This window comes from Janthinobacterium sp. RA13 (genome assembly GCF_000745325.1).
Taxonomy (GTDB): Bacteria; Pseudomonadota; Gammaproteobacteria; order Burkholderiales; family Burkholderiaceae_D; genus Janthinobacterium; species Janthinobacterium rivuli.
Map to the genome: position 1 here is coordinate 4,273,492 of NZ_JQNP01000001.1, position 26,997 is coordinate 4,300,488.

25 protein-coding genes are annotated in these 26,997 nt (G+C 64.8%); 11 read left to right on the forward strand and 14 right to left on the reverse strand.

All coding sequences use genetic code 11. The annotated features are described in order from the left end of the window. Positions 1 to 12: 12 nt before the first annotated feature. Genes FG13_RS18855 through FG13_RS18865 form a run of 3 tightly spaced genes read left to right on the forward strand, consistent with a single transcriptional unit; the run spans position 13 to position 5,091 of the window. The gene (locus FG13_RS18855) at positions 13 to 3,105 is read left to right on the forward strand and encodes a MexW/MexI family multidrug efflux RND transporter permease subunit (RefSeq protein WP_035823337.1); all 3,093 of its coding nucleotides are present in this window, start codon (positions 13 to 15) and stop codon (positions 3,103 to 3,105) included. Then, on the forward strand, positions 3,102 to 4,490 hold the full coding sequence (locus FG13_RS18860; RefSeq protein ID WP_035823339.1) for an efflux transporter outer membrane subunit: 1,389 nt from the start codon (positions 3,102 to 3,104) through the stop codon (positions 4,488 to 4,490). Before FG13_RS18855 ends, FG13_RS18860 begins: the two co-directional genes overlap by 4 nt. A gap of 25 nt (positions 4,491 to 4,515) precedes the next feature. Further along, positions 4,516 to 5,091, forward strand: a complete 576-nt coding sequence (locus FG13_RS18865) for a DUF1349 domain-containing protein (protein WP_035823341.1) — start codon at positions 4,516 to 4,518, stop codon at positions 5,089 to 5,091. A gap of 18 nt (positions 5,092 to 5,109) precedes the next feature. Here the strand turns inward: FG13_RS18865 and FG13_RS18870 are convergent, their stop codons facing one another. From FG13_RS18870 to FG13_RS18885, 4 genes are all read right to left on the reverse strand, one after another. Continuing rightward, positions 5,110 to 5,934 (reverse strand): ZIP family metal transporter, encoded by an 825-nt coding sequence (locus tag FG13_RS18870; RefSeq protein ID WP_235211772.1) that lies wholly within the window; start codon positions 5,932 to 5,934, stop codon positions 5,110 to 5,112. Between the two features lie 120 nt (positions 5,935 to 6,054). Beyond that, positions 6,055 to 6,963 (reverse strand): manganese catalase family protein, encoded by a 909-nt coding sequence (locus FG13_RS18875; protein WP_035823343.1) that lies wholly within the window; start codon positions 6,961 to 6,963, stop codon positions 6,055 to 6,057. 29 nt (positions 6,964 to 6,992) lie between these two features. Beyond that, entirely contained in the window at positions 6,993 to 7,349 is a 357-nt protein-coding gene (locus FG13_RS18880) for a hypothetical protein (RefSeq protein WP_035823344.1), read from the reverse strand. A 107-nt stretch (positions 7,350 to 7,456) separates the two neighbouring features. After that, complete coding sequence (locus FG13_RS18885) at positions 7,457 to 7,924, reverse strand: hypothetical protein (RefSeq protein ID WP_035823345.1); 468 nt, start codon at positions 7,922 to 7,924, stop codon at positions 7,457 to 7,459. A 78-nt stretch (positions 7,925 to 8,002) separates the two neighbouring features. Between FG13_RS18885 and FG13_RS18890 the strand changes: the two genes are divergently transcribed. Further along, positions 8,003 to 9,301 (forward strand): SDR family oxidoreductase, encoded by a 1,299-nt coding sequence (locus FG13_RS18890; protein ID WP_035823347.1) that lies wholly within the window; start codon positions 8,003 to 8,005, stop codon positions 9,299 to 9,301. Continuing rightward, positions 9,301 to 9,765 carry a DUF2269 family protein gene (locus FG13_RS18895; RefSeq protein WP_035823349.1) on the forward strand — a complete coding sequence of 155 codons (465 nt, stop codon included), beginning with the start codon at positions 9,301 to 9,303 and terminating at the stop codon, positions 9,763 to 9,765. Before FG13_RS18890 ends, FG13_RS18895 begins: the two co-directional genes overlap by 1 nt. A gap of 56 nt (positions 9,766 to 9,821) precedes the next feature. Here the strand turns inward: FG13_RS18895 and FG13_RS18900 are convergent, their stop codons facing one another. Both FG13_RS18900 and FG13_RS18905 read right to left on the reverse strand, forming a co-directional pair. Continuing rightward, the gene (locus FG13_RS18900; RefSeq protein WP_035823352.1) at positions 9,822 to 10,229 is read right to left on the reverse strand and encodes a DUF4440 domain-containing protein; all 408 of its coding nucleotides are present in this window, start codon (positions 10,227 to 10,229) and stop codon (positions 9,822 to 9,824) included. Further along, positions 10,226 to 11,647, reverse strand: a complete 1,422-nt coding sequence (locus tag FG13_RS18905) for an MFS transporter (protein ID WP_035823356.1) — start codon at positions 11,645 to 11,647, stop codon at positions 10,226 to 10,228. The genes FG13_RS18900 and FG13_RS18905 overlap by 4 nt, the downstream gene beginning before the upstream one ends. A 127-nt stretch (positions 11,648 to 11,774) precedes the next feature. On the opposite strand from FG13_RS18905, the gene FG13_RS18910 reads away from it, so the two are divergent. Further along, positions 11,775 to 12,677, forward strand: coding sequence for a LysR family transcriptional regulator (locus FG13_RS18910; protein ID WP_035823359.1), 903 nt, complete (start codon positions 11,775 to 11,777; stop codon positions 12,675 to 12,677). Positions 12,678 to 12,792: 115 nt separating this feature from the next. Beyond that, the gene (locus FG13_RS18915) at positions 12,793 to 13,614 is read left to right on the forward strand and encodes a hypothetical protein (protein ID WP_035823361.1); all 822 of its coding nucleotides are present in this window, start codon (positions 12,793 to 12,795) and stop codon (positions 13,612 to 13,614) included. Between the two features lie 19 nt (positions 13,615 to 13,633). Here the strand turns inward: FG13_RS18915 and FG13_RS18920 are convergent, their stop codons facing one another. The 4 genes from FG13_RS18920 to FG13_RS18935 all read right to left on the reverse strand — a co-directional run bounded on the left by FG13_RS18920 (position 13,634) and on the right by FG13_RS18935 (position 17,654). Next, positions 13,634 to 14,689 carry a bifunctional nicotinamide-nucleotide adenylyltransferase/Nudix hydroxylase gene (locus FG13_RS18920; RefSeq protein WP_035823363.1) on the reverse strand — a complete coding sequence of 352 codons (1,056 nt, stop codon included), beginning with the start codon at positions 14,687 to 14,689 and terminating at the stop codon, positions 13,634 to 13,636. Further along, on the reverse strand, positions 14,686 to 16,401 hold the full coding sequence (locus FG13_RS18925; protein WP_035823365.1) for an NAD+ synthase: 1,716 nt from the start codon (positions 16,399 to 16,401) through the stop codon (positions 14,686 to 14,688). Before FG13_RS18925 ends, FG13_RS18920 begins: the two co-directional genes overlap by 4 nt. 96 nt (positions 16,402 to 16,497) lie before the next feature. Next, entirely contained in the window at positions 16,498 to 17,010 is a 513-nt protein-coding gene (locus FG13_RS18930; RefSeq protein ID WP_035823367.1) for a ClbS/DfsB family four-helix bundle protein, read from the reverse strand. Further along, positions 17,010 to 17,654, reverse strand: coding sequence for an ArsR/SmtB family transcription factor (locus FG13_RS18935; protein ID WP_051959235.1), 645 nt, complete (start codon positions 17,652 to 17,654; stop codon positions 17,010 to 17,012). Before FG13_RS18935 ends, FG13_RS18930 begins: the two co-directional genes overlap by 1 nt. Positions 17,655 to 17,713: 59 nt before the next feature. Here FG13_RS18935 and FG13_RS18940 point away from each other — a divergent pair, with 59 nt between their 5' ends. Continuing rightward, positions 17,714 to 18,202, forward strand: coding sequence for a DUF2938 domain-containing protein (locus FG13_RS18940; protein WP_200880295.1), 489 nt, complete (start codon positions 17,714 to 17,716; stop codon positions 18,200 to 18,202). Here FG13_RS18940 and FG13_RS18945 read toward each other — a convergent pair whose 3' ends face one another. Then, positions 18,203 to 20,626: a DUF3772 domain-containing protein gene (locus FG13_RS18945; RefSeq protein ID WP_035823371.1), complete on the reverse strand. Its 2,424-nt coding sequence runs from the start codon at positions 20,624 to 20,626 to the stop codon at positions 18,203 to 18,205. Between the two features lie 268 nt (positions 20,627 to 20,894). On the opposite strand from FG13_RS18945, the gene FG13_RS18950 reads away from it, so the two are divergent. From FG13_RS18950 to FG13_RS18960, 3 genes are all read left to right on the forward strand, one after another. Then, positions 20,895 to 22,562 (forward strand): methyl-accepting chemotaxis protein, encoded by a 1,668-nt coding sequence (locus tag FG13_RS18950; protein ID WP_035823373.1) that lies wholly within the window; start codon positions 20,895 to 20,897, stop codon positions 22,560 to 22,562. A gap of 199 nt (positions 22,563 to 22,761) precedes the next feature. After that, entirely contained in the window at positions 22,762 to 23,061 is a 300-nt protein-coding gene (locus FG13_RS18955) for a helix-turn-helix domain-containing protein (protein WP_035823375.1), read from the forward strand. Continuing rightward, positions 23,048 to 24,292, forward strand: a complete 1,245-nt coding sequence (locus FG13_RS18960; RefSeq protein ID WP_035823377.1) for a type II toxin-antitoxin system HipA family toxin — start codon at positions 23,048 to 23,050, stop codon at positions 24,290 to 24,292. The genes FG13_RS18955 and FG13_RS18960 overlap by 14 nt, the downstream gene beginning before the upstream one ends. A gap of 25 nt (positions 24,293 to 24,317) precedes the next feature. Here the strand turns inward: FG13_RS18960 and FG13_RS18965 are convergent, their stop codons facing one another. Genes FG13_RS18965 through msuE form a run of 3 tightly spaced genes read right to left on the reverse strand, consistent with a single transcriptional unit; the run spans position 24,318 to position 26,991 of the window. Continuing rightward, a complete protein-coding gene (locus tag FG13_RS18965) occupies positions 24,318 to 25,343 on the reverse strand; it encodes a methionine synthase (RefSeq protein WP_035823379.1) in 1,026 nt (341 codons plus the stop codon). Between the two features lie 28 nt (positions 25,344 to 25,371). Continuing rightward, positions 25,372 to 26,349, reverse strand: coding sequence for a DUF1852 domain-containing protein (locus FG13_RS18970; protein ID WP_035823380.1), 978 nt, complete (start codon positions 26,347 to 26,349; stop codon positions 25,372 to 25,374). A 60-nt stretch (positions 26,350 to 26,409) separates the two neighbouring features. Further along, complete coding sequence (gene msuE, locus FG13_RS18975; RefSeq protein WP_035823382.1) at positions 26,410 to 26,991, reverse strand: FMN reductase; 582 nt, start codon at positions 26,989 to 26,991, stop codon at positions 26,410 to 26,412. Between the last annotated feature and the right edge of the window lie 6 nt (positions 26,992 to 26,997).

Here is a 26,997-nt window from a genome sequence, read left to right on the forward strand (position 1 = left end):
AAAGACATCACCATGAAATTTACCGATTTATTCGTACGCCGCCCCGTGCTGGCGCTGGTGATCAGCACCTTGATTCTGATGCTGGGCGTGATCGCCATGCTGCAGCTGCCGATCCGCCAGTATCCGATGCTCGAATCGTCCACCATCACGGTGAAAACCACGTATCCGGGCGCCTCGGCGGAACTGATGCAGGGCTTTGTCACGCAGCCGATTGCGCAAGCCGTGTCGTCGGTGGAAGGCATCGACTACCTCACCTCGTCGTCGGTGCAGGGCAGCAGCACGGTCACCGTGCGCATGGAATTGAACCGCGATTCCACGCAGGCGCTGACGGAAGTCATGGCCAAGGTCAACCAGGTGCGCTACAAGCTGCCCGAAGGCGCGTTTGACCCCGTCATCGAGCGCTCGGCTGGCGACTCCTCGGCCGTCGCCTATGTGGGCTTTGCCAGCGAGAGCGTGTCCGCGCCCGCGCTGACGGATTACCTGGCGCGCGTGGTGCAGCCGATGTTCGCCACCATCGACGGCGTGGCGAAAGTCGACGTGTATGGCGGCCAGCAGCTGGCCATGCGTTTGTGGATAGACCCGGCAAAACTGGCGGCGCGGGGCCTGACTGCCGCCGACGTGGCCGATGCCGTGCGGCGCAATAACTACCAGGCGGCGCCCGGCAAAGTCAAAGGACAGTTCGTCGTGTCTAACATCAGCGTCAACACGGATCTGACCAGCGTGGCGGAGTTCCGCGACATGGTCATACGCAAGGGCGGCGATGACAGCGCGTCGCTCGTGCGTTTGAAGGATGTGGGCACGGTGGAGCTGGGAGCGGCCGCCACGGAGACGAGCGGCATCATGGACGGCGTGCCGGCCGTGTACCTGGGCCTGTCGCCCACACCGGGCGGCAACCCGCTGGTGATCGTCGACGGCATCAAAAAGCTGCTGCCCGAGATCCAGAAAACCCTGCCGCCGGGCGTGAAAGTCGAACTGGCGTTCGAGACGGCGCGCTTTATCCAGTCGTCCATCGACGAGGTGGCGCATACCCTGCTCGAAGCGCTGCTGATCGTCGTCATTGTCATCTACCTGTGCATGGGTTCCTTGCGCTCCGTGCTGATTCTCGTCGTGACCATCCCCCTGTCGATGCTGGGTGCGGCGGCGCTGATGCTGGCCTTCGGCTTCAGCATCAATTTATTGACCTTGCTGGCGATGGTGCTGGCCGTGGGCCTGGTGGTCGATGACGCCATCGTCGTGGTGGAAAACGTGCACCGGCATATCGAGGAAGGCAAGACGCCCGTGGCGGCCGCTCTGGTCGGTGCGCGCGAAGTGGCCGGCCCCGTGATCGCCATGACGATCACCCTGGCCGCCGTGTATGCACCGATCGGCATGATGGGGGGACTCACGGGCGCGCTGTTCAAGGAATTCGCGCTGACCCTGGCCGGCGCCGTGGTGGTCTCGGGCGTGGTGGCGCTGACCTTGTCTCCCGTGATGAGCTCCTTGCTGCTGCAGCCGAAACAATCGGAAGGCCGCATGGCGCGCGCCGCCGAGCATTTCTTCGAAGGCTTGACCAGCCGCTATGCGCGCCTGCTGGACCGCTCCCTGCACCACCGCTGGCTGAGTGCCGGTTTCGCCGCGCTGGTGATGGTCAGTTTGCCGTTTTTGTACCTGCTGCCGCAGCGCGAGCTGGCGCCGGCGGAAGACCAGGCCAGCGTGCTGACGGCGATCAAGGCGCCGCAGCACGCCAACCTCGATTACGTCGAGCGCTTTTCGTACAAGCTCGATGATATCTATAAAAATATCCCGGAAACGGACTCGCGCTGGATCATCAACGGCGGCGAAGGACCGGCATCGAGCATCGGCGGCATCAACCTGACGCCGTGGGCCGAACGCGCGCGCAATGCGGCCGTCATCCAGGCCGAATTGCAACACGCCGTAGGCGACGTGGAAGGCACGAGCATCTTCGCCTTCCAGCTGGCGCCCTTGCCGGGATCGAGCGGCGGCTTGCCCGTACAGATGGTGCTGCGCAGCGCGCAGGATTACGCCACCCTGTTCCGCACCATGGAAGACGTCAAGCAGCGCGCACGCGATAGCGGCCTGTTTGCCGTCGTCGACAGCGACCTCGATTACAACAACCCGGTGGTCAAAGTGCGCGTGGATCGTTCAAAAGCCAATAGCCTGGGCATCCGCATGCAGGACATCGGCGAATCGCTGGCCGTGCTGGTGGGTGAAAATTATCTGAACCGCTTCGGCATGGATGGCCGCGCCTATGACGTCATCGCGCAAAGCCCGCGCGAACAGCGACTCACGGCGCAAGCCCTGACGCAGCAGTACGTGCGCGCCGACGACGGCAGCCTGCTGCCCCTGTCCGCCGTCGTGTCGGTGACGGAACAGATCGAACCGAACATGCTGACCCAGTTCAACCAGCAAAATGCGGCCACCTTCCAGGGCGTGCCGGCGCCGGGCGTGACCCTGGGCGACGCCGTGGCCTTCCTCGATGGCGTGGCCAAGACCCTGCCACCGGGCTTCAGCTACGACTGGCAGTCCGATGCGCGCCAGTTCGCCACGGAAGGCAATGCGCTGCTGCTGGCGTTCCTGGCGGCCGTCGTCGTCATCTACCTGGTGCTGGCGGCGCAGTATGAAAGCCTGACGGACCCGTTGATCATTTTGATCACCGTGCCCCTGTCGATCTGCGGCGCGCTGATTCCGCTGGCCCTCGGCTACGCCACCGTCAACATCTATACGCAGATCGGTCTCGTGACCCTGATCGGCTTGATCAGCAAGCATGGCATTTTGATGGTGGAATTTGCCAACGAATTGCAGGTGCATGAAGGGCTCGACCGCATCACGGCCATCCGCAAGGCGGCGCAGATCCGCTTGCGCCCGATTTTGATGACGACGGCCGCCATGGTGGTGGGCCTGGTGCCGCTGCTGTTCGCTTCCGGCGCGGGCGCCAACAGCCGCTTCGGCCTCGGTGTGGTGATCGTCTCGGGCATGTTGATCGGCACCTTCTTTACGCTGTTCGTGCTGCCCACCGTGTACACCTTTCTGGCCCGCCGCCACACGGCCGGCCATGCCACGCCGCGCGCACGCGATCTGTCGCAGGCGCTGAAGGAAACCCCATGAAAAACTACCGCTATCTTGTCTCTCTTTTCCCCGTGCTGGCCGGCTGCGCCGTCAGCCCCGCCTACGTCACGCCGGGCACGCCCGCCATCCATTTGGCCAGCCCACAGCAGGCGCAATTCGCACCCGCTAGCAGCGCCGTCAGCGAAGCCGCCTGGTGGACGTTCTTCGACGATGCGCGCCTGTCGCAGCTGATCGCCAGCGCGCTTGAACACAACCTCGATATCGTCCAGGCGCAGGCGAACCTGCTGGCCGCGCGCGCCGTCTTCGACGAACGCCGGCTAGATGAACTGCCCACCGTCACGGGCCAGGCGGGATGGCAGCGCCAGGTGCAGCAAGACACACCTGATAGCCGCGCCGCCAGCGCCAGCACGCGCGTGGGTTTCGATGCGCAATGGGAGATCGATCTGTTTGGCCGCCTGGCGCATATCAGCCGTTCGGCGCAGGCGCGCGCCGACGCGGCGCAGGCGGACTTGCGGCAGGTGCAGCTGACGATCGCCGCCGAGGTGGCGCGCAATTACTACGAGGCGCTGGGCCACCAGCACAACCTGGCGCTGACGCAGGCGCAGGTGCACAGCTGGCGCGATACCGTCGCCCTGATCGATGCGCGCATCCGCGTCGGCGGCGGCTTGCCGGAAGAGCGCCACAACGCGCTGGCCAACCTGGCGCGCAGCGAGGCAATGCTGCCGCCGTTGCAAGCGGGACTGCGTCAGGCGCAGTACCGGCTCGATGTCTTGAGCGGACAAGCGCCAGGCGCCATCGCGCTGGCCACCACGCCGCGCCAACAGGCGCCGCTGGCGGGCCAGCTTCCCTTGGGCGACGTGAACCGCCTGATCAAGCAGCGTCCCGACGTGGTGCGCGCCGATCGCCTGCTGGCCGCCTCCAGCGAAGACGTGGGGGCCGCCACGGCGGACCTGTATCCGCGCCTGAGCCTCGGCGGTTTCCTCGGCTTCTTCGCGTTGCGCGGCAGCGGCGTGTTCGACGGCGGCGCGCGCGCCTTCGAGGTGGCGCCATCGGTCAGCTATCCTGCCTTCCGCCTGGGCAGCGTCAAGGCACGTTTGCGCGGCACGCAAGCCGAAGCGCAGGGCGCGCTGGCGCGCTATGAACAAACGATACTGATGGCGCAGGAAGACGTGGAAAACGCCGTCACGCAACTGGCGGAAAACCAGACGCGATTGGCGTCATTGCTGCAGTCGGCACGCCATGGCAACGCAGCCCTCGGCGTCGCCAGCACGCGCTATCAGGGTGGTTCCGGCAGCTACCAGGCGGTGCTGGAAAACCAGCGCGCCTTGTTCGATATCCGGCGCGAAGCGCTGCTGGCGGAAACGGCGTCCTACATCGATGCGATTGCCCTGTACAAGGCACTGGGATGGGGGCAAACTATGTAGCATTTTTTGCTCATGAGGAGATGCGATGTTCAAGCAAGGCAGCTGGCTCAATGCACCGGAAAACTGGTCCGACGACGGCGTGCAATTGCGCGTGACGACGGACGCCAACACGGATTTCTGGCGCAAGACGTCATACGGTTTTATCCGCGACAGCGGCCACTTTTTCGGCACTGAGGTCGACGGCGATTTTACGGCGCAAGTGCACGTATCGGCGCAGTATGCGGCGCTGTACGACCAGGCGGGCATGATGGTGCGTATCGATGCGGAAAACTGGATCAAATGCGGCGTCGAATTTTCCGACGGCCAGCTGCTATTGAGCACCGTGCTGACGGTCGATACCTCCGATTGGGCCGTCAGCATCGCACCCGCCATGCCGGACGGTTTCTGGCTGCGCGTGACGGTGGCAAACGGCGTGATCCGCGTGCAGTATTCGACCGATGGCAAGCTGTGGCCGCTGCTGCGCCTGGCGCCGTTTCCCACGGCATCGCGCTACCTCGTCGGCCCCATGTGCTGCACCCCGGAACGCGCTGAACTTGAAATCGTGTTTTCGCGGTTTTCCACCGGCCCGGCGCTGCAAAAGGACTTGCACGATCTCACTTAGAACGCCACTGCGCCTTGCTTAGCTGAGCGCCGTATCGAGCACCATCATCAGCAGAAAACCGGACACCAGCGCGATACTGGCAAAACCGCCATTACCGCTGCGCTGCGCCTCGGGAATGGCGTCGTGCACGATGACGAACAGCATGGCGCCGGCGGCTGCCGCCAGGCCCCACGGCAGCAGGGCGGACGAGAGGCCGATCAGGGCCAGACCGGCGAGCGCCGCCACCGGTTCGACCAGGCCGGAGGCGGCGCCCATGGCCACCGACAGACGCCGGCCGTAACCCACGCTGCGCAGCGCCAGCGCCACCACCAGCCCTTCCGGCACGTCCTGGATGGCGATGCCGGCCGCCAGCGCATTGGCGCGTTCCAGCGCCACGCCCGCATAGCCGACGCCGATCGCCAGCCCCTCGGGCAAGTTGTGCAAGGTGACGGCCAGCACAAAAATCCACACCCTTTTCAGGCTGCTGGCGGCGACGGACGCGCCGTGCCGCACGCGTTCGCGCACCACCAGGTTGAGCGCGACGATCAGCAGCATGCCCAGGCCCATGGCAAAGGCCACCAGCAGGCTCGCGTGCATGGGCGTTGCCACGCGCTGCCTGGCCGCCGCCAGCGCCGGCAGCACCAGAGAAAACGCGGTGGCCGCCAGCATCACGCCGGCGCCAAAACCGAGGAAGCAGTCGTAGCTGCGCTGCGAAAATTTGTGCGACAGCAGCACCGGCACGGTCCCCAGCGCCGTGACGGCAGCGGCCATGCCGCCGCCGATCAGGGCCGGCGCCAGGCTCGCATGGCGCAGCGCCAGCTGGGCCGATAGCGCGTACAGCAAGCACAGCAACAGGAGCAGCAATGCGCCGCCGCACAGGGCAAAGCCCAGTGCATGAGGCCAAGACCAAGACCAGGACCAGTATCTGGCCAAGGTTTGCAGCGCACGCGGCGTGTTCACGCTGGTGAAGCCCGGCCTGTTGCGCTACAAGGGCATGGACGGGGTGCCGCCATCGCGGCCATTGGGCCGCATGCCCAGTTCCGCGCCCGTCAGCGGGTCAGCGTCCAGATTCGAGGCCGTGCGCGCGGCCATCTGCTGCACGGTGGCCAGTTCGTCCTGCGGCAATGTCACTTCCGCCTCGCCCGTGCCGCCATCGACGGCCATCTGCTGGCGCGGGTCGGAAATATACTGCCACTTGCCGCCCTGGTTCCACGGCCCCCGCTCCTCGCCCGGCCCCTGCGACATATTGAAATACACGTCCGCGTACTGCGGGTCGCCCGCCAGTTTGCCCGGCGGGAAATTCGGCTCGATAGAATATAGGGCTTTTTCAAACGACTTCTGGTGCGCCACTTCGCGCGTCATCAGGAAACCCAGCGCTTCCTTCACGCCCGGGTCGTCCGTCAGGTTGATCAGGCGCTCGTAGACGATCTTGGCGCGCGCCTCGGCGGCGATGTTCGAGCGCAGGTCGGCCGTCGGTTCGCCGATGGTGTCGATGTAGGCGGCCGTCCACGGCACGCCGGCCGAATTGACCAGCGGGGCGCCGCCGCCGTACAGCACTTGCGTCACGTGGCTGTCGTTGCCCGCGCCCGTGATGTTGCGGTACAGCTCCGCCGCCTGGTCGACGCCCTCGGCCAGCCGGCCCTTGGCGCCCTTGTTGAGCATGACGACGATATTGCCGATCACTTCCAGGTGGCTCAGTTCTTCCGTGGCGATATCGAACAGCATGTCCTTGCGGCCCGGATCGTCCTCCGACAAGGCTTGCGTGAAGTAACGGCAGGCGGCGGCCAGCTCGCCCTGCGGGCCGCCGAATTGTTCCAGCATCAGGTTGGCCAGCCCGGGATTGGGCTGCTCCACCCTGACCGTGTATTGCAGTCGCTTGTTGTGTGCAAACATGGTGCTCTCCTCGTTCGCAGCACGCCGGTCTACTCGTGCTGATTCAGTGATCTGTGGATGTCTTTCGACTCGTTGCGGCCCGGCCGGTCATCGGCCAGCTTGCCCGCTTCGCTTTGCGGCCGCTGCGCCGCGCCCTTGACGTGGGCGTTGTCGTCAGATTGCGTCAGGGTGGGCAGGTTTTCCTGCTCCACCGGGTCGGGCCCGCCCTGCGGCGTGATGACGTCGTTGGCCCAGTGGCCGCTGTTGGCATTGCCGCTGGCCAGCTTGCCGCCGCCCTGGTTGGCGTAGGGATCGCCCTGCGCCTTGTCGGCATCGGTCTTGTCCATGCGCGTGTTGCGCCCCTGGTCGGCAGGATGCTGCGGGGTGTTGCCATGTTCGTCCTGCATGCGCTTCTCCTCGGTTGGTGGATGAAGGTCCATGCTACTGGCACGCAACGGCCGGCAAGATAGGCGCGCGGCGGGCCGGCGTGTAGGAAAGTGACTCGCGCAGCGCCTCAGCGCCGCCGCAGCCACAGCGCGCCGGCGGCCAGGCCGACGCCGAAGGCGCCGTACACCAGCAGCAGCGAGGGGCGCGACAGGCGCATCTCGTAGCCGGGCTGCAGGCGGTGCGGGGTCAGCTGGTAATCCGTGAAACAGGCCACGGCCGTGGCGCCGGCCGCCGCCGCCACGGTGGACGCCACGCGGCGCCGGTCGAGGATGTGGGCCGCATAGCGCTCGAACAGCACGCCCCAGAACATGGCGCTGCAATGGTGGATGACATAGCCGACCAGGGTGTGCCTGAGCGAGGCATCATCGCGGCGCGCCGCCTGGTCGCCCCACAGCCAGTGGCTGACGGCGTTGACGGCGGCGAACACGCTGCCCGTTTCGCGCCGGCCACACAGGGCCAGGGCGGCGGCGGACAGGATGGAGGCGAGGCTACCCGACAGGGCGCCATGACGCATGGAAGGGGGCAGGGCGGGCATGGTTTTTCTCCAGTGGTGTGATCGCACAGTGAACTGAAACGCAAAAGACCTATCCAATCCCGTCAAGAGGAGGCATGCATGCGCATACTGCTGACGGGAGCGAGCGGTTTCATCGGAACACATGTTTCGACCGCGCTGCTGGCCGAAGGTTTCCAGCTCGCGTGCACGACGCGCCGCGCGCCGCCGCATGCGCGCGGCGGCAAGGAGCAGCGCGTGCGCCTGATCGAAGCCGATTTTGCGCGCGACACGGCCAAGGCCGCATGGCTGCCGCGCCTGGACGGCATCGACGTCGTCATCAACTGCGTCGGCATCATCGCCGAGCATGGCGCGCAGACGTTCGCGGCCCTGCACACGCAGGCGCCGCGCGCCCTGTTCGCCGCCTGCGCCGAGAGCGAGGTGCAGCTGGTGATACAGCTGTCGGCCCTGGGCGCGGACGCAGGCGCCGTCTCGCCTTACCACCTGAGCAAGAAGGCGGCCGACGATTTTCTCGCCAGCCTGCCGCTGCGCGCCGTCATCGTGCAGCCTTCGCTCGTGTATGGCGACGACGGCGAAAGTGCGCGCCTGTTCCGCATGCTGGCCAGCCTGCCCGTGTATCCCCGCTTCGGCCGCGCGCCGCAGCTGGTGCAGCCGGTGCATATCGACGACCTGACCGATGTCATCGTGGCGCTGGTGCGCGGCGCGGGCGCGCTGGGCGGCCAGAAAACGCGCCGCGTGCCCGTCGTGGGGCCGCAGGCGCTGCCGTTTGCGGCCTACCTGGCGGCCCTGCGCGCGGCCATGGGGCTGGGACGGCTGCGCGTCGCGCCGCTACCGCGGCTACTGCTGCCGCCCATGCTGCTGCTGGCCAGGCTGCAGGGCTTTGCCATGCCCGACCGCGCCACCCTGGGCATGCTTGATCGCGGCAATGCCGCCGATGCGGGGCTCACGCGACGTTTGCTGGGGCGCGCGCCGCGGCCCGTGGCGCAGTTCATCAGCGACGCGCGCGGCGCGGCCGTGCGCGCCCAGCTGGACTGGCTGCTGCCCGTGCTGCGCCTGTCGATGGCCATCGTGTGGATCGCCACGGCCATCGTCTCGGCCGGCGTCTATCCGCTCGAAGACAGTATCGGCCTGCTTGAGCGCAGCGGCGTGCCGCCGGATTGGGCGCCGCCGCTGCTGGCCGGCGCCTGCCTGTTCGACCTGCTGCTGGGCATGGCCACCCTGGCGCTGCGCCCGCCGTGGCGGCGCTGGCTATGGCCGCTGCAAGCCATGCTCATCGTGTTCTACACCGTCTGGATCGCCGTGTTCTTGCCGGAATTCCTGTGGCACCCCTACGGGCCCCTGACGAAAAACCTGCCCATGCTGGCGGCCCTGTGGCTGCTGTATCAACTGGAGGAAAAATAATGGAATACCTGCTCGTCAAATGGCTGCACATCGTCTCGTCGACCCTGCTGTTCGGCACCGGCATCGGCTCGGCCTTCTACATGCTGTTCACGAGCCTGAGCCGCGACGTGCGCGCCATCGCCGTCGTCAGCCGCCACGTGGTGCGCGCCGACTGGCTGTTTACGGCCACCACGGTGGTGTTCCAGCCCCTGAGCGGCTTTTACCTGGCCCACCTGGCCGGATATCCCTTGAACAGCCGCTGGATCGTCTGGTCCGTGGTGCTGTACCTGGTGGCCGGCGCCTGCTGGCTGCCCGTCGTGTGGCTGCAGATGCGCATGCGCGACATGGCGCAGGCCAGCGCGCGCGACGGCGTCGCCTTGCCCGCGCTGTACTGGCGCTACCTGCGCATCTGGACGGCGCTGGGCGTGCCCGCCTTCTTCGCCCTCATCGTCGTGTTTTACCTGATGACGGCCAAGCCGGCCTGAGCGCGCCGGCGCCTTTCAGTGTTTGCGGCCCTGCTTCTTGCCGCCACGCTGCAGGATCAATCCGCCCGCGCCGCCCACGTTTCATGCAGGTGGCGCCACAGCAAGGCGCCATCGGGCGTTTTCTCATACACGACGGTGGACCAGCGCTCGGTGTTTTCCGCGCCCGGCAGCGACTGGAATTCGCGGTAGGAGACGGTGGCGCCGGTGGCGCTTTCCTGGATCAGCTGCAAGTCCGTGATGCGCATGGCGAGGCCCGGTCGGCTGCCGCCGGCGCCCTGGAAAAACCCGGTCAATCCGGCGTGGTCGAGGCGCATCCCGCCCGGCGCCACCATCGTAAAACCGGGCGAAAAACGCGCGAGTAAATCGGCGCAGTTTTCCGCTGCCATCGCCTCGCCAGAAAGCCAGCCGCGGATCAGCACATGCGTGGATAAAACGTCGTCAAAATAGGGATTCGTTGCAGTCATTTTTTTGCTACTCCATGGTGATGTAAAAGGTCGAGAACGGCGCGGTTGTCGATACGCAGGCACAGTGCCAGGGGCAGTACGCACGACGCTGCGGCCAGCGCAAAGCACCAGTGGAAAACCTGCGCCGCACGCAGGTGCTGGGCGGGGTCGTCCAGCGATGCGATGCCCTGCGCCGCCAGCAAGCCATTGAGCAGTACGCTGAGCAGCGCGACACCCAGGCAAAAGCCCAGCTGGCGGTTGATATTCCACACGGCGCTGGCCTGGCTCAGCTGCCCATCCGGCGTACGCAAAAAGGCCGTGCTTTGCGCCGTGCTGCTGCACAAGCCGCCGCCAAAGCCCATCACGGCATACGCACCGGCCAGCCAGAACAGCTGATCGGCCGCCTCCACGCGCAGCAGCATCAGCATGCCGGCCGCCTGCAGCAGGGCGCCCGCGATGAACAGCGGTTGCGGACCCACGCGGCGGTAGCTTTTGCCGGTCAGCGAAATGGCCGCAAACGAGGCCAGCGCCCACGGCAGCATCAGCGCACCGGCCGTCGATGCCGACATGCCCAGCACGCCCTGCAGGTACAGCATGGCCAGCAGGCTCACGCCCATGAAGACGCCCGGCACCAGCAGATACATCAGCATGGCGATGCGCAGCAGCGGCTCACTGGCCAGGCGCAGGTTCAGCAGCGGCGTCGATTTTCTCAAAGCGCCGCGCACGTAAGCCCAGGCGCAGACAACACCGAGCGCCAGCACGCCGGCGCCGGCCAGCAGCTCGTCCGGCGTGCCCAGCATCGTCAGGCCCAGCAACAGCAAAAGGATGGCTGTGCTGCCCGCCAGCAGGCCGCTCACGTCGAGCCGGGGCACTTGCGCGCGCGGTGGGTCAGGACGCAGCCAGCTGGCGGCCAGCAGCAGCGCCAGCGCGGCAAACGGCACGTTCAAATAGAAAATCCAGCGCCACGACAGGCTGTCGACGATGACGCCGCCCAGCGCGGGCGACAGGGCGGGCGCCAGCAAGCCCACCAGCATGATGACGGAGGACAGGCCCGGACGCTCGGCAGGCTGGTACAGCTGGTAGGTCATGCTTTGCCCCAGCGGGATCAGCAAGCCGCCACCGAGGCCCTGCACGCAGCGCCAGGCGATCAGCGCTTCAATCGATGGCGCCAGGCCGGCGCCGATGCTGGCGCATAAAAAAGTTAGCAACGATGCCATGAACACGGTTTTGCTGCCATAATAGGCAGCCAGCCAGGCGCTGGCGGGGATGACGATGGTCAGGCCGAGGATGTAGGCGGTGCTGATCCAGGCCAGCTGCGCCACCGAGGCGTGCAGGGCATGGCCGATGTCGGGATAGGCGACGCTGGTGATGAACATGTTGATCAGGTCAACGAAAAACCCCAGCAGATAGATGGCCGCGACTTTTTTGCGATAGTCCATGGTGCTCCGAATGGCAAACGGCCAGCTTAAGCGTCCATCGCCATTTGCGTAACGGGCCAGCCCCGATTACACTGTCAAATAGATTTTGACAAACCTCTACAACCCGCATGCCTCCTCATCCTTATTTATGATCAGTCTTGACCGTTTGGGTATTTTTATCGCCATCGTCGATGCCGGTTCGCTGACGGCGGCCGCCGCCGTGCTAGGCCAGAGCAAGGCCGTCGTCAGTTTTAATTTGAAACAGCTGGAGGCGGAGCTGGGCGTGTCGCTGCTGACGCGCAGCACGCGCAGCCTGGCGCTGACCGACGTGGGGCGACGCTTTTATGAGGATTGCCAGCGCGTGCTGAGCGAAGCGCAAGGCGCCATCGAAACGGCGCGCCAGGGCCACCAGGGCTTGCGCGGCACCCTGCGCCTGACCACCACCGTCGAATACGGCAGCCGCACGGTGATCCCCGCGCTGATCGCCTTTGCCGCCGCCCACCCGCAACTGCAGATCCAGCATTCCTCGTCGTCCTCGCATGAAGACCTGATCTCGGGCCGCTACGACCTGGCCATCCGCATGGGTTCCCTCAACGATTCGAGCTACCGCGCCGCGCTGATCGAGCCGTATGCGATCTGGCCCGTCGCCTCGCCCGCCTACCTGGCCAGCCTGCCTGCCAAGGGCATCGCCACCTTGGACGAACTGCAGCGCGCGCGCTGGCTGGCGCACAGCCGCCTGGCCGCGCCGCTGCGCTGGGACGTGCAGACACCGGACGGTGCCGCCGCCTTCACGGCGCAGGACGACGCCGCCATCCATTCCGACTCCGCCTCGGCCCTGCTGGGCTTTGCCCTGGGCGGCTGCGGCGTGGCCCTGCTGCCGCAATGGCAGGTGGAGGCGGAAGTGCGCGCGGGACGCCTGCGCCGCCTGCTGCCCGACGTCGTCTTTCCGCAGCAGGGCGTGTATGCCGTGTATCCGAACACCCAGCATATCGCGGAAAAGGTGCGCGCCTTTATCGACTTTGTGCGCGCCTTCGTGGGCACGCCGGATTGAAATTTCACTTCGTCAATATTTGATCACTACAACGGTTTCCAAGGGGCAAACGGGCGCCCCTTTCGTTTTGCACGGCCTACACTGACAGGACGTTGTTCACCGATTGGAGACCATCATGGCACATACATTGGCAGCAGTTTTCGCCCTGCGCGACATGGCCGAGCGCGCCCGGCACGACCTGATCACGGCGGGCTTTTCCGGCGCCAGCATCCGCCTGCACGATGCGGGCAGTGACGATACTTCCGCCACGGAAAACATCCGCCGCGACGACAGCGACAGCCTGCTCGACAATATCAAACATTTCTTTACGGACCTGTTCGGCAACCACGCCGACCGCCACATCTATGCGGAAGCCGTGCGGCGCGGACATGTCGTGCTGACCCTGGAAGGCGCGAGCGACGCCGATATCCAGCGCGCCACCGACATCGTCGAGCGCTACGCGCCGCTCGACATCGATGCGCACGCCGAGCACTGGCGCGCCTGCGGCTGGCAGGGCGCGCCGCAGGACGACAGCGCACGGCGCCAGGGCGCCAGCATGCAGTCGGATGCGCCATCGCAGCAGGGCAGCATGAACGAGTCGCCAGGGTCGCAGCAATTTGCCAGCGACATGGCGTCGCCACCACTGCCGTCCAACGCGGGCGCCAACGCGCGCCGCTATCCCGGCGCCGACAACCTGCCCGGCACCAGTTACGACGACGAGCAGTACTACCGCAGCCACTGGAGCGCCACCTATATCGCCACCGGCGCGCGCTTCGAGGACTACGATCCCGCCTACCGCTATGGCCATTCGATGGCCAGCAGCGACAGCTACCGGGGCCGCCCGTGGGACGACGTGGAAGCGGATCTGCGTTCCACGTGGGAGCACACGTATCCGCAATCGGCGTGGGACAACTTCAAGGCGGCCGTCCGGCACGGCTGGGAACGCATCACGTCCTGAAGCCGGGAACTGCGTCCCCTCAGCGCCCCTCGTGCGTGAGCTTGAGGAAGTGGTTCAGGATGTGGAAATGGTCTTCGAAGAATTGCTCTTCCATGGCCGGCAGCGACGCCACGGGCACCCACTGCGCCAGCGCCGCATCGTCGGCCGCCGTCACTTCCGGCAACTGGCGCGTCTTCAAGTCAAAGTAATGTGCATGCGTGATGGTGCGCCCGCGCTGGCTGCGGTCCGGGTGGTCGAACACGGCCACGCCGACCAGCGCCTCGACGAGGGTGGGCGCCAGCACGCCCAGCTGGGTTTCCTCCGCCAGCTCGCGCAAGGCGCCTTGCAGCAGGCGTTCGCGCGGCTCCAGGAAGCCGCCGGGCAGCGCCCACAAATCCTTGCCCGGATAGCCGCCGCGGCGCACGAGCAGCACGTGGCCGCCCGTCTGCACCAGCGCGTCGACGGTGGTGAAGATGGGCGGATACGGCGCCGCGCGCCAGCGCGCTTTATAGGCTTCGATGGCGCGGTATTCCTGCACCAGCGGCGCGTACCATGGCAGCAAGGTCCACGCTTTGACATACTGGCCGATGGCGGCCGGCAGCAGCTGCGCCACGACGCTCAGCGACACGTCCACATCTTCCGCCTCGAACAGCACGTTGCGAATCGCCGTCGCGCCGATGGGGGCACCGGGATCGATCTCCAGATTGAGTAACTGCCAGTGCGGGAAATGGTGCAGGTAGTAACTGGTGGCGTCCTTGAAGCAGGCCACCAGGGTGACGCGCTGGGCCTTGGGCACGGCGCCCGCCACGGCACGCCGCACGGCATCGGCCCACAGGCCATCGTCGTAGTAATCGCGCACGGCCACATAATGCACGCGCGCGCGCTGCGCCTCGGGTAAGGTCGCGGCGATCATGGCGGCCCGTTCCTGCCACGTAAACGGGTTCTTCGGGCTGCGCGCATGGAAGGCCGAGCCGAGCACCACCACCACTTGCGCGGCCGTCGCCAGCGCCTTTTGCAGCAAGCCCGCATGGCCATTGTGAAAAGGCTGGAAGCGGCCGATCAGGATGGCCGCGTCGGCGGAATAGGATAAGGTCATGCGTCGTCTCCGGTGGGGTAGTGGGCGGCGATCGGCAATTGACGCCCGCTGCCAAAGGCGCGCGAACGCACGCGGATGATGGGCGCCGCCTGGCGCCGTTTGTATTCATTGCGAGCGACCATGCCGAGGATGCGCGTGACGAGAATCCGTCCCTCGTCCGTCTCGCGCAGCTGGTCGACCAGGGTCAGTGCTTGCGCGCTTTCTTGCGCCGGCAGGCGGCGTCCCTCGATATGCCATTTGAGAATCTCATCGAGCACGGGATACGGCGGCAAGCTGTCCGTGTCGCGCTGGCCCGGCGCCAGTTCCGCCGACGGCGGTTTATCGAGCACGGCGACGGGGATCAGTTCGCGCCCGGCGCTGGCGTTGAGGTGGCGCGACAGGGCGAAGACCTCCGTTTTATACAGGTCGCCGAGCAGTCCCAGGCCCCCGTTCGTGTCGCCATACAAGGTGCAGTAGCCCACCGAGATTTCGCTCTTGTTGCCGGTGGTGAGCAGCAGGGCGCCAAACGCGTTCGAGTACTCCATCAATATCGTGCCGCGCACACGCGCCTGCAGGTTTTCCAGCGGCAGCCCCTGCAGCTTGCCGTCGAAGGCTTGCGCGTACCCGATTTCATATTGCGCCACGATGTCGCGGATCGGATGCGTGTAGAGGGCGATGCCCAGGTTGGCGCACAGGGCGACGGAATCGGTGACGGAGCCGGCGCTGGAAAACACGGATGGCATGGTGATGCCCACGACGTTGTCGGCGCCCAACGCTTCGACGGCCAGGGCCAGGGTCAGCGCGGAATCGATGCCGCCCGAGCAGCCGACGACGACTTGCGTAAAGCGGCAGCGGCGCGCGTAGTCGCGTAACCCCAGCACGATCTGGCGCCGCGCAAACTCCACGGCGGGGATGCCGTCCGGGTCGGGCACGGGGAAAGGCTGACCATCGGGCCGCGTAAAACGGCCGCCGGCAAAACGCAGCAATGGGAAATCCTCGACAAAGCGGGCCGCCTCGAATTGCACACCCTGGCTCGGTGACATGGCGAACGAGGCGCCGTCGAACACGAGCTGGTCCTGGCCGCCCACCTGGTTGACGAAGAGCAGGGGCAGATTCACGCGCGCGCAGGCGGCGCCAAACACGGCGTGGCGCTGCGCGCGCTTGCCGATGTCGGACGGGCTGGCGTTGATGCTGACGACCAGATCCGGCTGCGCCGCGTGCAGGGCGTCGAAGGGATTGACGGCGTAGGCACGGCCGTCGTCGTTCCAGCCGTCTTCGCAAATCATGAAGCCGACCTTGCTGCCGGCGATAGTCAAGGTGCAGGCGCCGGGCGGGCCCGGTTCGAAATGGCGGCCTTCGTCAAAGATGCCGTAGGTGGGCAGCAGCTGCTTGTAGTATTCGGCGACGATCTGCCCGTCGCGCATCGCCAGCAACGCGTTGTACAGGGGCTTGCCGACGCCGGGATTGGGCCGCGCCGTGCCGATGACGGTGACCAGCGCCGGCCAGCGCGTGGACGCTGCCAGCAGCTGATTCAGCGCCTGCTGCATGCCGCGCAGGAAGGCGGCATCCTCGAACAGGTCGCCCGGGTAATACGCGCACAGCGACAATTCGGGGCACACGAGCAGGTCGGCGCCGTCCTCGCTGGCGCGTTGCATGCGCGCGGTGATGGCGGCGACATTGCCGTCAAAGTCGCCCACGGTTGGGTTGAGCTGGGCGAGGGCGATGGTCAGCATGGTGATCCTTCAGTCGGTTGCGCTTGAAACCACTATCCTGCCTGAAAAATTTCCTGAACGTACTGATGCAATCGTGCAAGCCCACAGCTCACTGTGCTACACGGTCTTGAGCCAGGCTCGCAAGCGCGTGCGCGCGTTCGCATACGGCGACGCCGTGTTGAACTGGATCATGCGCCCCATCGTGTAATGCGTGTACCAGGGCTGGCCATACAATTGCGCGTCATCATGACTTTCGATCAGCGCCAGCAGCTGGTTTTTGGCCTGCTCCAGGCGCAGCAGCAAGTCGTCCATGCCCAGTTCAGCATAGTCGGCATAGAAGCGCTGCGCCAGTTTTCCCAGAGCGTTCCACGTGAAACCTTCGGCGGGAAAGGCGATGTCCTCAATACGTTTGCCGTCGCGCAGCTGCGCGTGCCAGTGCAAGACCAGCTCGTTCCAACCGACCAGGTAGGCGAGCAGGTCGCACACGCTCATGCGCGTACCCGCCACTTGTCCTTCCAGCACGGGTGCGCGCGCCAGCGCCGGCGGCACGCACGCCAGCTCCTGTATCAACTTCGCATAGGTGCTGTTGATGGCGGCGATCAATTCCTGCTTGCTGCCGGGGATGGCCATCACGCCGCCTTGACGACAGGCAAGCCAGCCGCCTGCCAGTCGTCGTAGCCGCTGCCCAGACGGCGCGCCTGCAAGCCGTGCTGGCGCAGGGCCGCCACGGCCTGCACGGACAGCACGCAATACGGGCCGCGGCAGTAGGCGGCGATCTCTGCGTTCGCGGGCAATTCGCCGAGGCGGCGCTGCAAGTCATCAAAAGGAATATTGATCGCACCGGGCAAGTGGCCGGCGGCAAATTCTTGCGCGGGACGCACGTCGAGCACGGTGATGCTGGCCTCGCGCATGCGCTCCTGCAACTCGTCGCCCGTGATCGCTTCCACATGGTCGCCCCGGCCCAGCGCCTGCAACTCGCTGCGCTGGTGCTGCGCATACACTTCCAGCGCATCGAGCAACTGCATGACAGGGCCGCTGCCGAGCCGGTACAGCACGCGCTTGCCATCGCGCCGCGCCTGCACGAAACCGGCGCGCCGCAACTGCTGCAAATGCTGGGAGGTATTCGCCACGGACAGGCCCGTCAACTCCACCAGCTGCTCCACCGCATACTCGCCATGCGCGATCTGCTCAAGCAGGCGCAGACGCGGCGCGCTGCCTAAAATATGGGCAAACCCGGCAGAACCGGTGAGCAATTCGATATCAGCATTTTTCATTGACACGATGCTAGCACCCTTATAACATTCAAGCAATCAATTGAATGTTAGGAGCAGCAATGCAAATACTCTGGCTCGATGCGCTGGCGATCGGCGTGGGCGCGACGGCGGTGATGGATGTGTGGGCGGTAGCCTTGAAACGCTACTGGTGCATCCCCTCGCTGAACTTTGCGATGGTGGGGCGCTGGCTTGGCCATCTGCCGCGCGGCACCATGACGCACACAAATATTGCCCAGGCGGCGCCCGTGCGCGATGAAGCCGTCCTGGGCTGGACGGCTCATTACCTGATCGGCGTGCTGTTTGCGGCCGTGCTGCTGGCGCTGGTGGGACAGACGTGGGTGCAGCAGCCGACGTTCGCGCCGGCCCTGCTGGCGGGCCTGGTGAGCGTGGCCGCGCCATTTTGCATCTTGCAGCCGGGCATGGGCGCCGGCCTGGCCGCCAGCAAGACGCCGCACCCAAACGCCGCCCGCCTGCGCAGCCTGATGGCCCACACGGCGTTCGGCATCGGCCTGTACCTGGCGGCCCTGCTGTGGTCGACTATCCGCTGATCAGCTCGTCAGCGGCGGCCCCGGTGCCGGCGCCGGTGCAACGGCTGACATGGCCGGCGCCTCGGGCTGCGCCGGCACAGTGCTCAGCACCATCGTGCTGGGCTTGGCAATGGCGATGTGCGCATCGTCCAGACGCTTGAGCAGTTCGAACAGCAGCGCGCTGCGAATGCCCGACGTCAGGCGCGGCGACGAGGCAAAGCCGGTGGCGTTGAACAGCAACAGGCCATTGTCGATGCCGTCGAGCTGCACATTCGGCGCCGGCGTGTCGAGCACGTCGGGATTGTCGACAAAGACGGACAGGATCAGCGCGCGCGCCACCTGCGCATCCGTGCCCAGCGGCAGCGGCAGCTTGACTTGCACCAGGCCCAGCGGATTGGCCAGGGTCACGTTGCGCACCGTCTTGGTGATGAATTCCGAGTTCGGCACGATCACCGTCGAACGGTCGCCCAGCTGAATTTCCGTGGCGCGCACATTGATGCGGCGAATGTCGCCTTCCACTCCACCGAGCGACACCCAGTCGCCCACTTTGACGGGACGCTCGGCCAGCAGGATCAAGCCGGAAACGAAGTTCTGCACCACCGCCTGCAAGCCAAAACCGATACCCACCGACAAGGCCGACGCCACCCACGCGATGCGTTCGAGGCCAATGCCGGCCGCCGACAGGGCCAGCGCCACGGCCAGCACGCCGCCGATATAGCCGAACAGGGTGATGAAGGACACTTGCATGCCCGTGTCGAGATTGGTGGTCGGCAAATAACTGTTTTGCAGCCAGCGCTTGAACAAGCCCAGCGCGACAAAGCCGACGAGCAGCACCAGCAGGGCCTGGATCATGGCGGCCGGGCGGATCGCCACCTCGCCGATGGCCAGGCCATCCTGCAGCTTGCCGACGCGCTGGAACAGCTCGCCGGGACCTTCGCCGAACGGCGCCAGCAGCAGCATCAGGGCCAGCAGCACGACGATGGCGCGGCCGATGCCCGACAGCAGCACGGCCGCCTGGTCGCGCGCCTTGGGCGTGGCCAGCACGGGATGGGCCGCGTCCGGCGGTGGCGGCGTGGAGGCCAGCAGCATGCAGATGTCGTCAACCAGCACCGTCAGCAAATACGTGCTGCACAGCACGACGATGACCCAGGCGATTTGCTTGGCAACAAAGCTGCCAAAGGCCACATAGCCGATCAGCAAGCTGATGACGCTCGACGCCAGCGCCAGCCACAGCAGCACCGTGACGCAGCGCAGCCACAACGGCGTGATCAGATTGGCGGGATCGGCCTCGCGCAACTGGCGCCAGCAGCGCTCGGCGCGCATCAGGCCGTAGGCGATGGTCGTGCTCATCACGAGGGCGACGATGCAGTTGACGGCCACGGCCGTCGACAGGCCCGCATTGATGACGATGGTGACTCTTTCCGTCGCCCACACGAGCACGACGATGAAGGAAAACATCGATGGAAAATTGCGCATGCGGTGCGCCAGCGCATCGGGCAAGGGCAGCAAACGCCACGAGACGCGGCGCGGCGACAGCAGCGCGTGGCCGAGCCCGGCCGTAAAGCCGGCAAAACAGATGATGCCGATCAAGCTGCTGAGGAAAGTCGAGGTCTTTTCGGACAGGCCGCCCTCCCAGCGCAGCCCCATGGCCAGCAATTCCGCCACCAGGCCCGGCGTGGCCAGCGCCAGCACCAGCACGGCCAGCGCATGCAGGGAGCGGCGCAAGCGGCCGTGCGGCACGCGCGTGGACGTCACCACCAGCAAATAGCGCGAAATCCAGATGCTGGCGCCGATCACGGCCACGATGGCGGCCAGCAAGCCGCCCCAGGCCGACCACGGCGTGGCGCTTGCCGCGTTCGCCAACTCCAGCTCCAGCGCCCGCAGGCGCTGCAGGTTCTGCGGCAATTCGGCATGCAACTGTTTCCAGAACGAGCCGGCGAGTATCGACGCCGTGCGTTCGCCCAGGCGCGCCTGCAACTGCGCACGGCGCACCGTCGACACCTGCTCCGACGCCTGCGTCGCTTCCACGGCCAGCAAACGCGCCAGTTTGACCTGCGCATCGAGGGCGCTGCTGGTGCGGTCCAGCTGGCTGCGCTGCGCCGCCACGTCGGGCGCATCTTTCGTGCCCGCCGCCGGCTTGCCCAGCTCGGCCAGCCGCGCCTGCACGCTGGTGAGCGTGGGTGCGAGCGCATCGGCCACCTTGTCCGCCTCGGCGCTGGCCGCCAGCGCATCGGCGCGCATCTGCGACAGGGTCGCGTCATCGAGCTCCGCCTCGCCGTCGAGCGCCTTCTGGATGCCGGTGATCTGCTTGCGCAAGCCATCGAGGCGCTGGTCGGCCGTGGCGGCGTCATCGACGGGTTGCGACCAGGCGGGCGGGGGAGCCAGCGAGCAGGCCAGCAACAACGCCAGCAGGAAGGGAAAGAAACGGAGACGGAAAGAAGTCATGCGGACCTATGGCTGAAAATGAGAAAAACGGCCGGATTGGCGGCGGCGCCGGTCAAGGCGTGCCGCCCGGCAGGTGCCTGCCAATATAGCTGAAAACACCGCCAAGCCGCAGGATAAGCGGAACCGGCGTGTGCCCCGGAGGGAAACTAGGCATATTGCCCTATGGAAATATGATTCAAAAAGGTCTAGGATCGTCGTCCGCTTGGCGGCGCGGCAGCCATCTGCACGCCGCCGACCTTTTCACCATTCCCTCCGTATTGAGACCGCCATGAAGTTTTTATCCAACCTGACCATCGGCACACGCCTCGCAGTGGGCTTTGGCGCCATCGGCGCCATGCTGATCATCATCTCCTGCCTGGGCATTGCCATGCTGGGCAAGATCAACCAGGGCACCGGCCATATCGTGCATGACAGCATGCCGAAGATCGAGCTCGCCAACAGCGTCTCGGCCAACATCAACGACATCGCCATTGCCCTGCGCAACATGATGCTCAGCGCCGATCCGGCCGACCAGCGCAAGCAAACGGACGCCATCCTGGCCGCGCGCCAGGCGGCGGCCGGCAATCTCGGCAAGCTCGCGGGCATGCTCGATTCCGACCGTGAACGCGCGTTGCTGGCGAAGATGAACGACGCCAACACACGCTACGCGCAAGGGCAGGAAGCCTTGCTTGAACTGATCAGGAGCGGCACGCCGGACGACAGCAGCGCCTACCTGTACGGCCAGCTGCGTCCCGTCTTGCTGGTCTACAAGCAATTGATCGCTGAACAGATCAGCTTGCAAAACACCCTGGCTACCACGGCGGGCGACAACGCCAATACCACGTATGCCAACACGCGCACCTTGCTGATCGGCATGTCGCTGGCGGCCTTGGCCATCGCGGCGGCCTTGGCGTATGGCATCACGCGCTCGATCACCGGTCCCGTCGCCACGGCGCTGCAGGTGGCCAACACGGTGGCCGCAGGCGATCTGCGCAGCCAGATCACCGTGCAGTCGCGCGATGAAATGGGGCAACTGTTGCAGGCGCTCAAGCGCATGAACGACAGCCTGGCGCACACGGTGGGCACGGTGCGCGCCGGCACGGAAACGATCGCCTCGGCCTCGTCCGAAGTGGCGGCGGGCAGCCTGGACCTGTCTGCGCGCACGGAGCAGCAAGCCAGCTCGCTGGAAGAGACGGCGTCATCCATGGAAGAGCTGACCTCGACCGTCAAGCAGAATGCCGACAATGCACGCCAGGCGCATGTGCTGGCCGACACGGCCTCCGGCGTGGCGCAGCGCGGCGGCGCCGTCATCGCCCAAGTGGTGGCGACCATGCGGCAAATCGACGCCTCGTCGAGCAAGATCGCCGACATCATCGGCGTCATCGACGGCATCGCCTTCCAGACCAACATTCTGGCCTTGAACGCGGCCGTGGAAGCGGCGCGCGCAGGCGAACAGGGACGCGGCTTTGCCGTCGTGGCCACGGAAGTGCGCAGCCTGGCGCATCGCTCGGCAGCGGCCGCCAAGGAAATCAAGACCCTGATCGACGACTCGACCCGGAGCGTGGCGGCCGGCAGCGAGCTCGTGCATCAAGCCGGCGACACCATGACCGACCTGGTCGACAGCGTGCGCCGCGTGACCGACATCATGGAAGACATCACCTCGGCCAGCGCGGAACAGACGGCCGGTATCGAGCAAATCAACCAGGCCATCAGCGAGATGGACAACGTCACCCAGCAAAATGCGGCCCTGGTGGAAGAATCGGCCGCCGCGGCCGCTGCCATGCAGGAGCAGGCGGCGACCCTGGCGCAGGTGGTGAGCGTATTTAAACTGGGCGGCGTGGCTGCGACGACCGTGCCAACATCTGCCGCGCGGCCAGCGACCGGCACGGCAATGCGCGTGGCCGTGACAGCGGCGCCGCAACGCGCCAGCGCACCGGCGCAGTGGGAGGAATTTTAAAATAGCGCGCCGGCGTGTACCATGAACATAAGATTGAATTTAGTCGTATTAAATTCAATTTTATGTTTACCTTAAAGCTCAACTGCTAGCTCAACTGTTGCGTACATATGCTTGCAATTAAGGACTACAATATAAAAAATATGTTCACTTCCATGTTCACTTCCTGATTATGACAAAACGTGCCCGCCCGGAAGATGCCATGCCGACGCTCGTCAACGAGCGGCTCAGGATATGGGGCCAGTGCGTGCGCAAGCAGCGGGTGCAGCAAAACATCACGGCACGCGACCTGTGCGCCCGCCTCGACATTTCGCACCCCACCCTGCAACGCATGGAACGGGGCGAGGCATCCGTCAACGTGGGTCTGTTCCTGGCCGCCTTCCACGTGCTCGGCATCCTTGCCATCACGGCGCCGGAACCGGACGCGGCGCTGTGGCAAATGGACAGCGCCAACATCCGCAGCCGCCCCGCCGTAAACGAGCACGACGATGGCTACTTCTAGCCGTCCCCTGTTTGTCTATCTGCAGCGGCCCGACAACGGCGAATGGGTGGTGGCTGGTCGCTATGTGCTCAATGCACGCACCGGCATCGGCAGCTTTCGGTACGCGCCCAGCTATGCCGATGCAGGCTTGTCCTGGGCCATCGATCCCGTCAATCTGCCCTTCATTCCCGGCATGGAACACCTGGCGCGCCGCTATGGCGGCCTGCATGACGTGCTGCGCGACGCCAGTCCGGATTCCTGGGGACAGATGCTGATACGCCGCGAACACCAGCTGGGCGAAAAAGCCACGGCGATCCAGTTCTTGCGCCTGTCCGGCAACGGCGACCGCTGGGGTGCGCTGGCCGTGGGCGACACGCCCAAACCGAACATTGCCAAGCTGGCCAGCCCCAGGCTGCATCAGCTTGACGCGCTGGTGCAGGAACTGTTGGCCATCGCGGAAAGCCGGCCGCCACTCAATGCGCCCTTGCGCAAGCGCCTGTTCGCCACCCCCAGCATGGGCGGCGCGCGCCCCAAGGCCACGGTGCAGGACGGCGAAGACTATTGGCTGGTGAAGCCGGGCCTGATGACCGATACGGTCGACCTGGCGCTGCTGGAACACGCGACCATGCAATGGGGCAGGGCGGCCGGCCTGCGTTTCGCCGACACGCGCCACCATGCATTGACGGCCGAGCGCAGCGTGGTGCGCATCCTGCGCTACGACCGGCGCGGCGCGCGGCGCATCATGACCGTCAGCGCCGCCTCGCTGCTGCAAGTGCAATATCCACCGGTGGAAGTGGCTGACAGCGATGGCGCCAGCTACCCCCGCCTGGCCGAAGAACTGCGGCGCATCGGCGCACCGGCAGAAGACGGCATCGAACTGTTTGGCCGCATGGTCTTCAACGGCGTCGTCGGCAACAACGACGACCATCCGCGCAACCACGCCGTGCTGTTCCATCTGGAAGAGCAACGCTGGCGCCTCTCGCCCGCCTTCGATGTCGTACCGGATACGCAAGACGAGCCGCAATCACTGGTCATGCAAGTGAGCGCCGGCCGCCGCGACATCACGCGCGACGCCATGCTGCGCGATGTGACCCGTTTTGGCTTCGCCACACGCGGGCAGGCGGAGGAGTATATCGATGCCCTGCTGGTGCGCATCGCGAACGCTTTTGCGCAGGTGGCGCCGCTGCTGAACGCGGCCTTGCGGGCACGGATGGCGGAGCGCTTGCGGACAATGCTGCTGCGCCTGGCTTAGGCGCAGGTGTAACGTCACCAGCCGATTAGGAAAGTTCTCCCCGGATGATTTGCGCACCAGCGCTGAGCGCATTCAACTTGCCGCGTGCTACCTGACGCGACAAGGGCGCCATGCCACAGTTGGTGCTCGGGTAGAGTTTGTCGGCATCGACAAAGCGCAGCGCGTTGCGCAGGGTGTCGGCCACTTGCTTCGGGGTTTCAATGGTGTTGCTGGCCACGTCGATGGCACCGACCATCACTTTTTTGCCGCGAATGAGTTCAATCAGGTCGATGGGCACACGCGAGTTGTGGCATTCGAGCGAGATGATGTCGATATTCGATTGCTGCAGCTTGGGGAAAGACTCTTCATATTGGCGCCACTCGGAGCCCAGCGTGTTTTTCCAGTCCGTATTGGCCTTGATGCCGTAGCCGTAGCAAATATGGACGGCCGTTTCGCATTTGAGTCCTTCGATCGCCCGTTCCAGGGTGGCGATACCCCAGTCATTGACCTCATCAAAGAAGACATTGAATGCGGGTTCGTCAAACTGGATGATGTCGACGCCGGCCGCCTCCAATTCACGGGCTTCCTGATTGAGGATCTTGGCAAATTCCCAGGCCAGTTTTTCGCGGCTCTTGTAGTGGCTGTCATACAGCGTATCGATCATCGTCATCGGGCCTGGCAGCGCCCATTTGATCGGCTGCTTGGTTTGCTGACGTAAAAACTTGGCGTCTTCCACAAACACCGGCTTCGGGCGGCTCACCGCGCCAACGACGGTCGGCACGCTCGCATCGTAGCGGTCACGAATCCTGACGGTCTCGCGTTTGTCGAAATCCACGCCGCTCAGATGCTCGATGAACGTGGTGACGAAATGCTTGCGGGTTTGCTCGCCGTCACTGACGATATCGATGCCTGCCAGCTGCTGTTCTTGCAGTGACAAAAGCAAGGCGTCCTGTTTGCCCTCGATTAATTCCTCATCCTGCAATTTCCACGGCGACCACAGTTTTTCAGGCTGCGCCAGCCAGGAAGGTTTGGGCAAGCTGCCGGCGGTGGAAGTAGGCAATAATTTTTTCATGATGATTGATGTCGTGTATTGTGATTAATCAGAGAGCGTAGTTCGCAGACCATTGTTCAAGAACATGCTTGTATGGCTTGATGAAGTGCTCTTCCGTATATTTGCCCTGCTTGACTGCCAGCTGGCTGCGCTCTTCCCGGTCATAGACAATCTGTGTCAGTGAGTAATCCTGGTTCTTCAGGCTAGGCTGATACAACTTCCCTGCCGCGGAATTGGCGTTGTAAATCTCGGGCCGGTAAATCTTTTGGAATGTTTCCATCGTGCTGATGGTGCCGATCAGCTCAAGATTGCTGTAATCACCCAGCAGGTCGCCGATAAAGTAGAAGGCCAGCGGCGCGGAACTGTTTGGCGGCATGAAATAGCGCACCTGCATCCCCATTTTTTCGAAATATGTATCCGTCGACGAGAACTCATTTTGTTGATACTCGACGCCCAGGATGGGGTGCTGGTTTTCAGTGCGCTGATAGGTCTTGCTGCTCGAAGCGCTGAGGCAGATCACCGGCAGCTTCTTGAAATGCTGCTTGTAAGTAGTCGATCCGACAAAGTGCTTGAACAGCCTGCCATGAAAATCGCCGAAGTTCTCTGGCGTGCTGAATGTGGATTGATTATTGTTGTGCTCCGGCAGCAGCACGCTGAAGTCGTAATCGCGCACGTACGAAGAGAAGTTATTGCCGGCGATGCCATCGATGCGCTCATTGGTTTTTTTGTCGATGATGTTCGGCTTCAATATCTCGATCAATGGGATATTGTCGCCTTCGGCATCGATATTCAACGCGACGGAAATGATTTCAAGTTCTACCGAGTAGCGGTCCGCCTTCGGGTTGTCCCAGTGCGCCAGATTGTTGAAGCGGCTGTCGATCATTTTCAGGGTGTTGCGCAAGTTCTCCTGGCGACGCTCGCCCCTGGCCAGATTGGCAAAGTTGGTCGTCAAGCGCGTGCTGTCCGATGGGTGATAGTTTTCATCGAAAACAATGCTCTTGATGCTGAATACAAAATCTTTGCTCATGGTGATCTGTCCTGATGTCTGCGAAAAGGTGAATATGTTGATTGACCGTGGTGATGCGTATCAGGCCGCGACCAGCGCTTCAGCGGCGGCATGTCTCGCATGGCGCGTCAAGCCGACCAAGGGCAATGCCCGTTGGACGGCCAGCGCGGCCCGCTGGATCAGGGCCTCGTCCTGCAGACGGTAGCCGAGGAAATCCTTGTCGGTCGCGTAGACGCCCAGCGGCAATGTGCGTGCCTGGAAGAAGCTGAACAGCGGCCGCAACTGGTGGTCAATCATCAGGGCATGGCGCTCGCTGCCGCCGGTGGCCGCCAGCAAGATCGGCTTGTCGATCAAGGCGTCCTGGTCAATGAAGTCGAAGAAGTGCTTGAACAGTCCCGTGTAGGAACCACGGAAGACAGGCGTTGCCACCACCACAATGTCGGCTTGCTCGACCGCCGCAAGTTCCCGCTCCACCGTCTCGGGCAGGTGGGAGCGCCAGGTCGCGCCGGCCAGCTGCGGTGCGAGCTGGCCCAGCTCGACCAGGTGTTGCTCGCACAGCACTTCATCGGCGATCAGGTCCATCAGGTACTCGGCCAGGGCTGCCGCCTTGGAAGGGCGCTGCAGCCCGCCGGAAACCGCGACTAAGCGAAGTGGACGTGTCATGTTTGC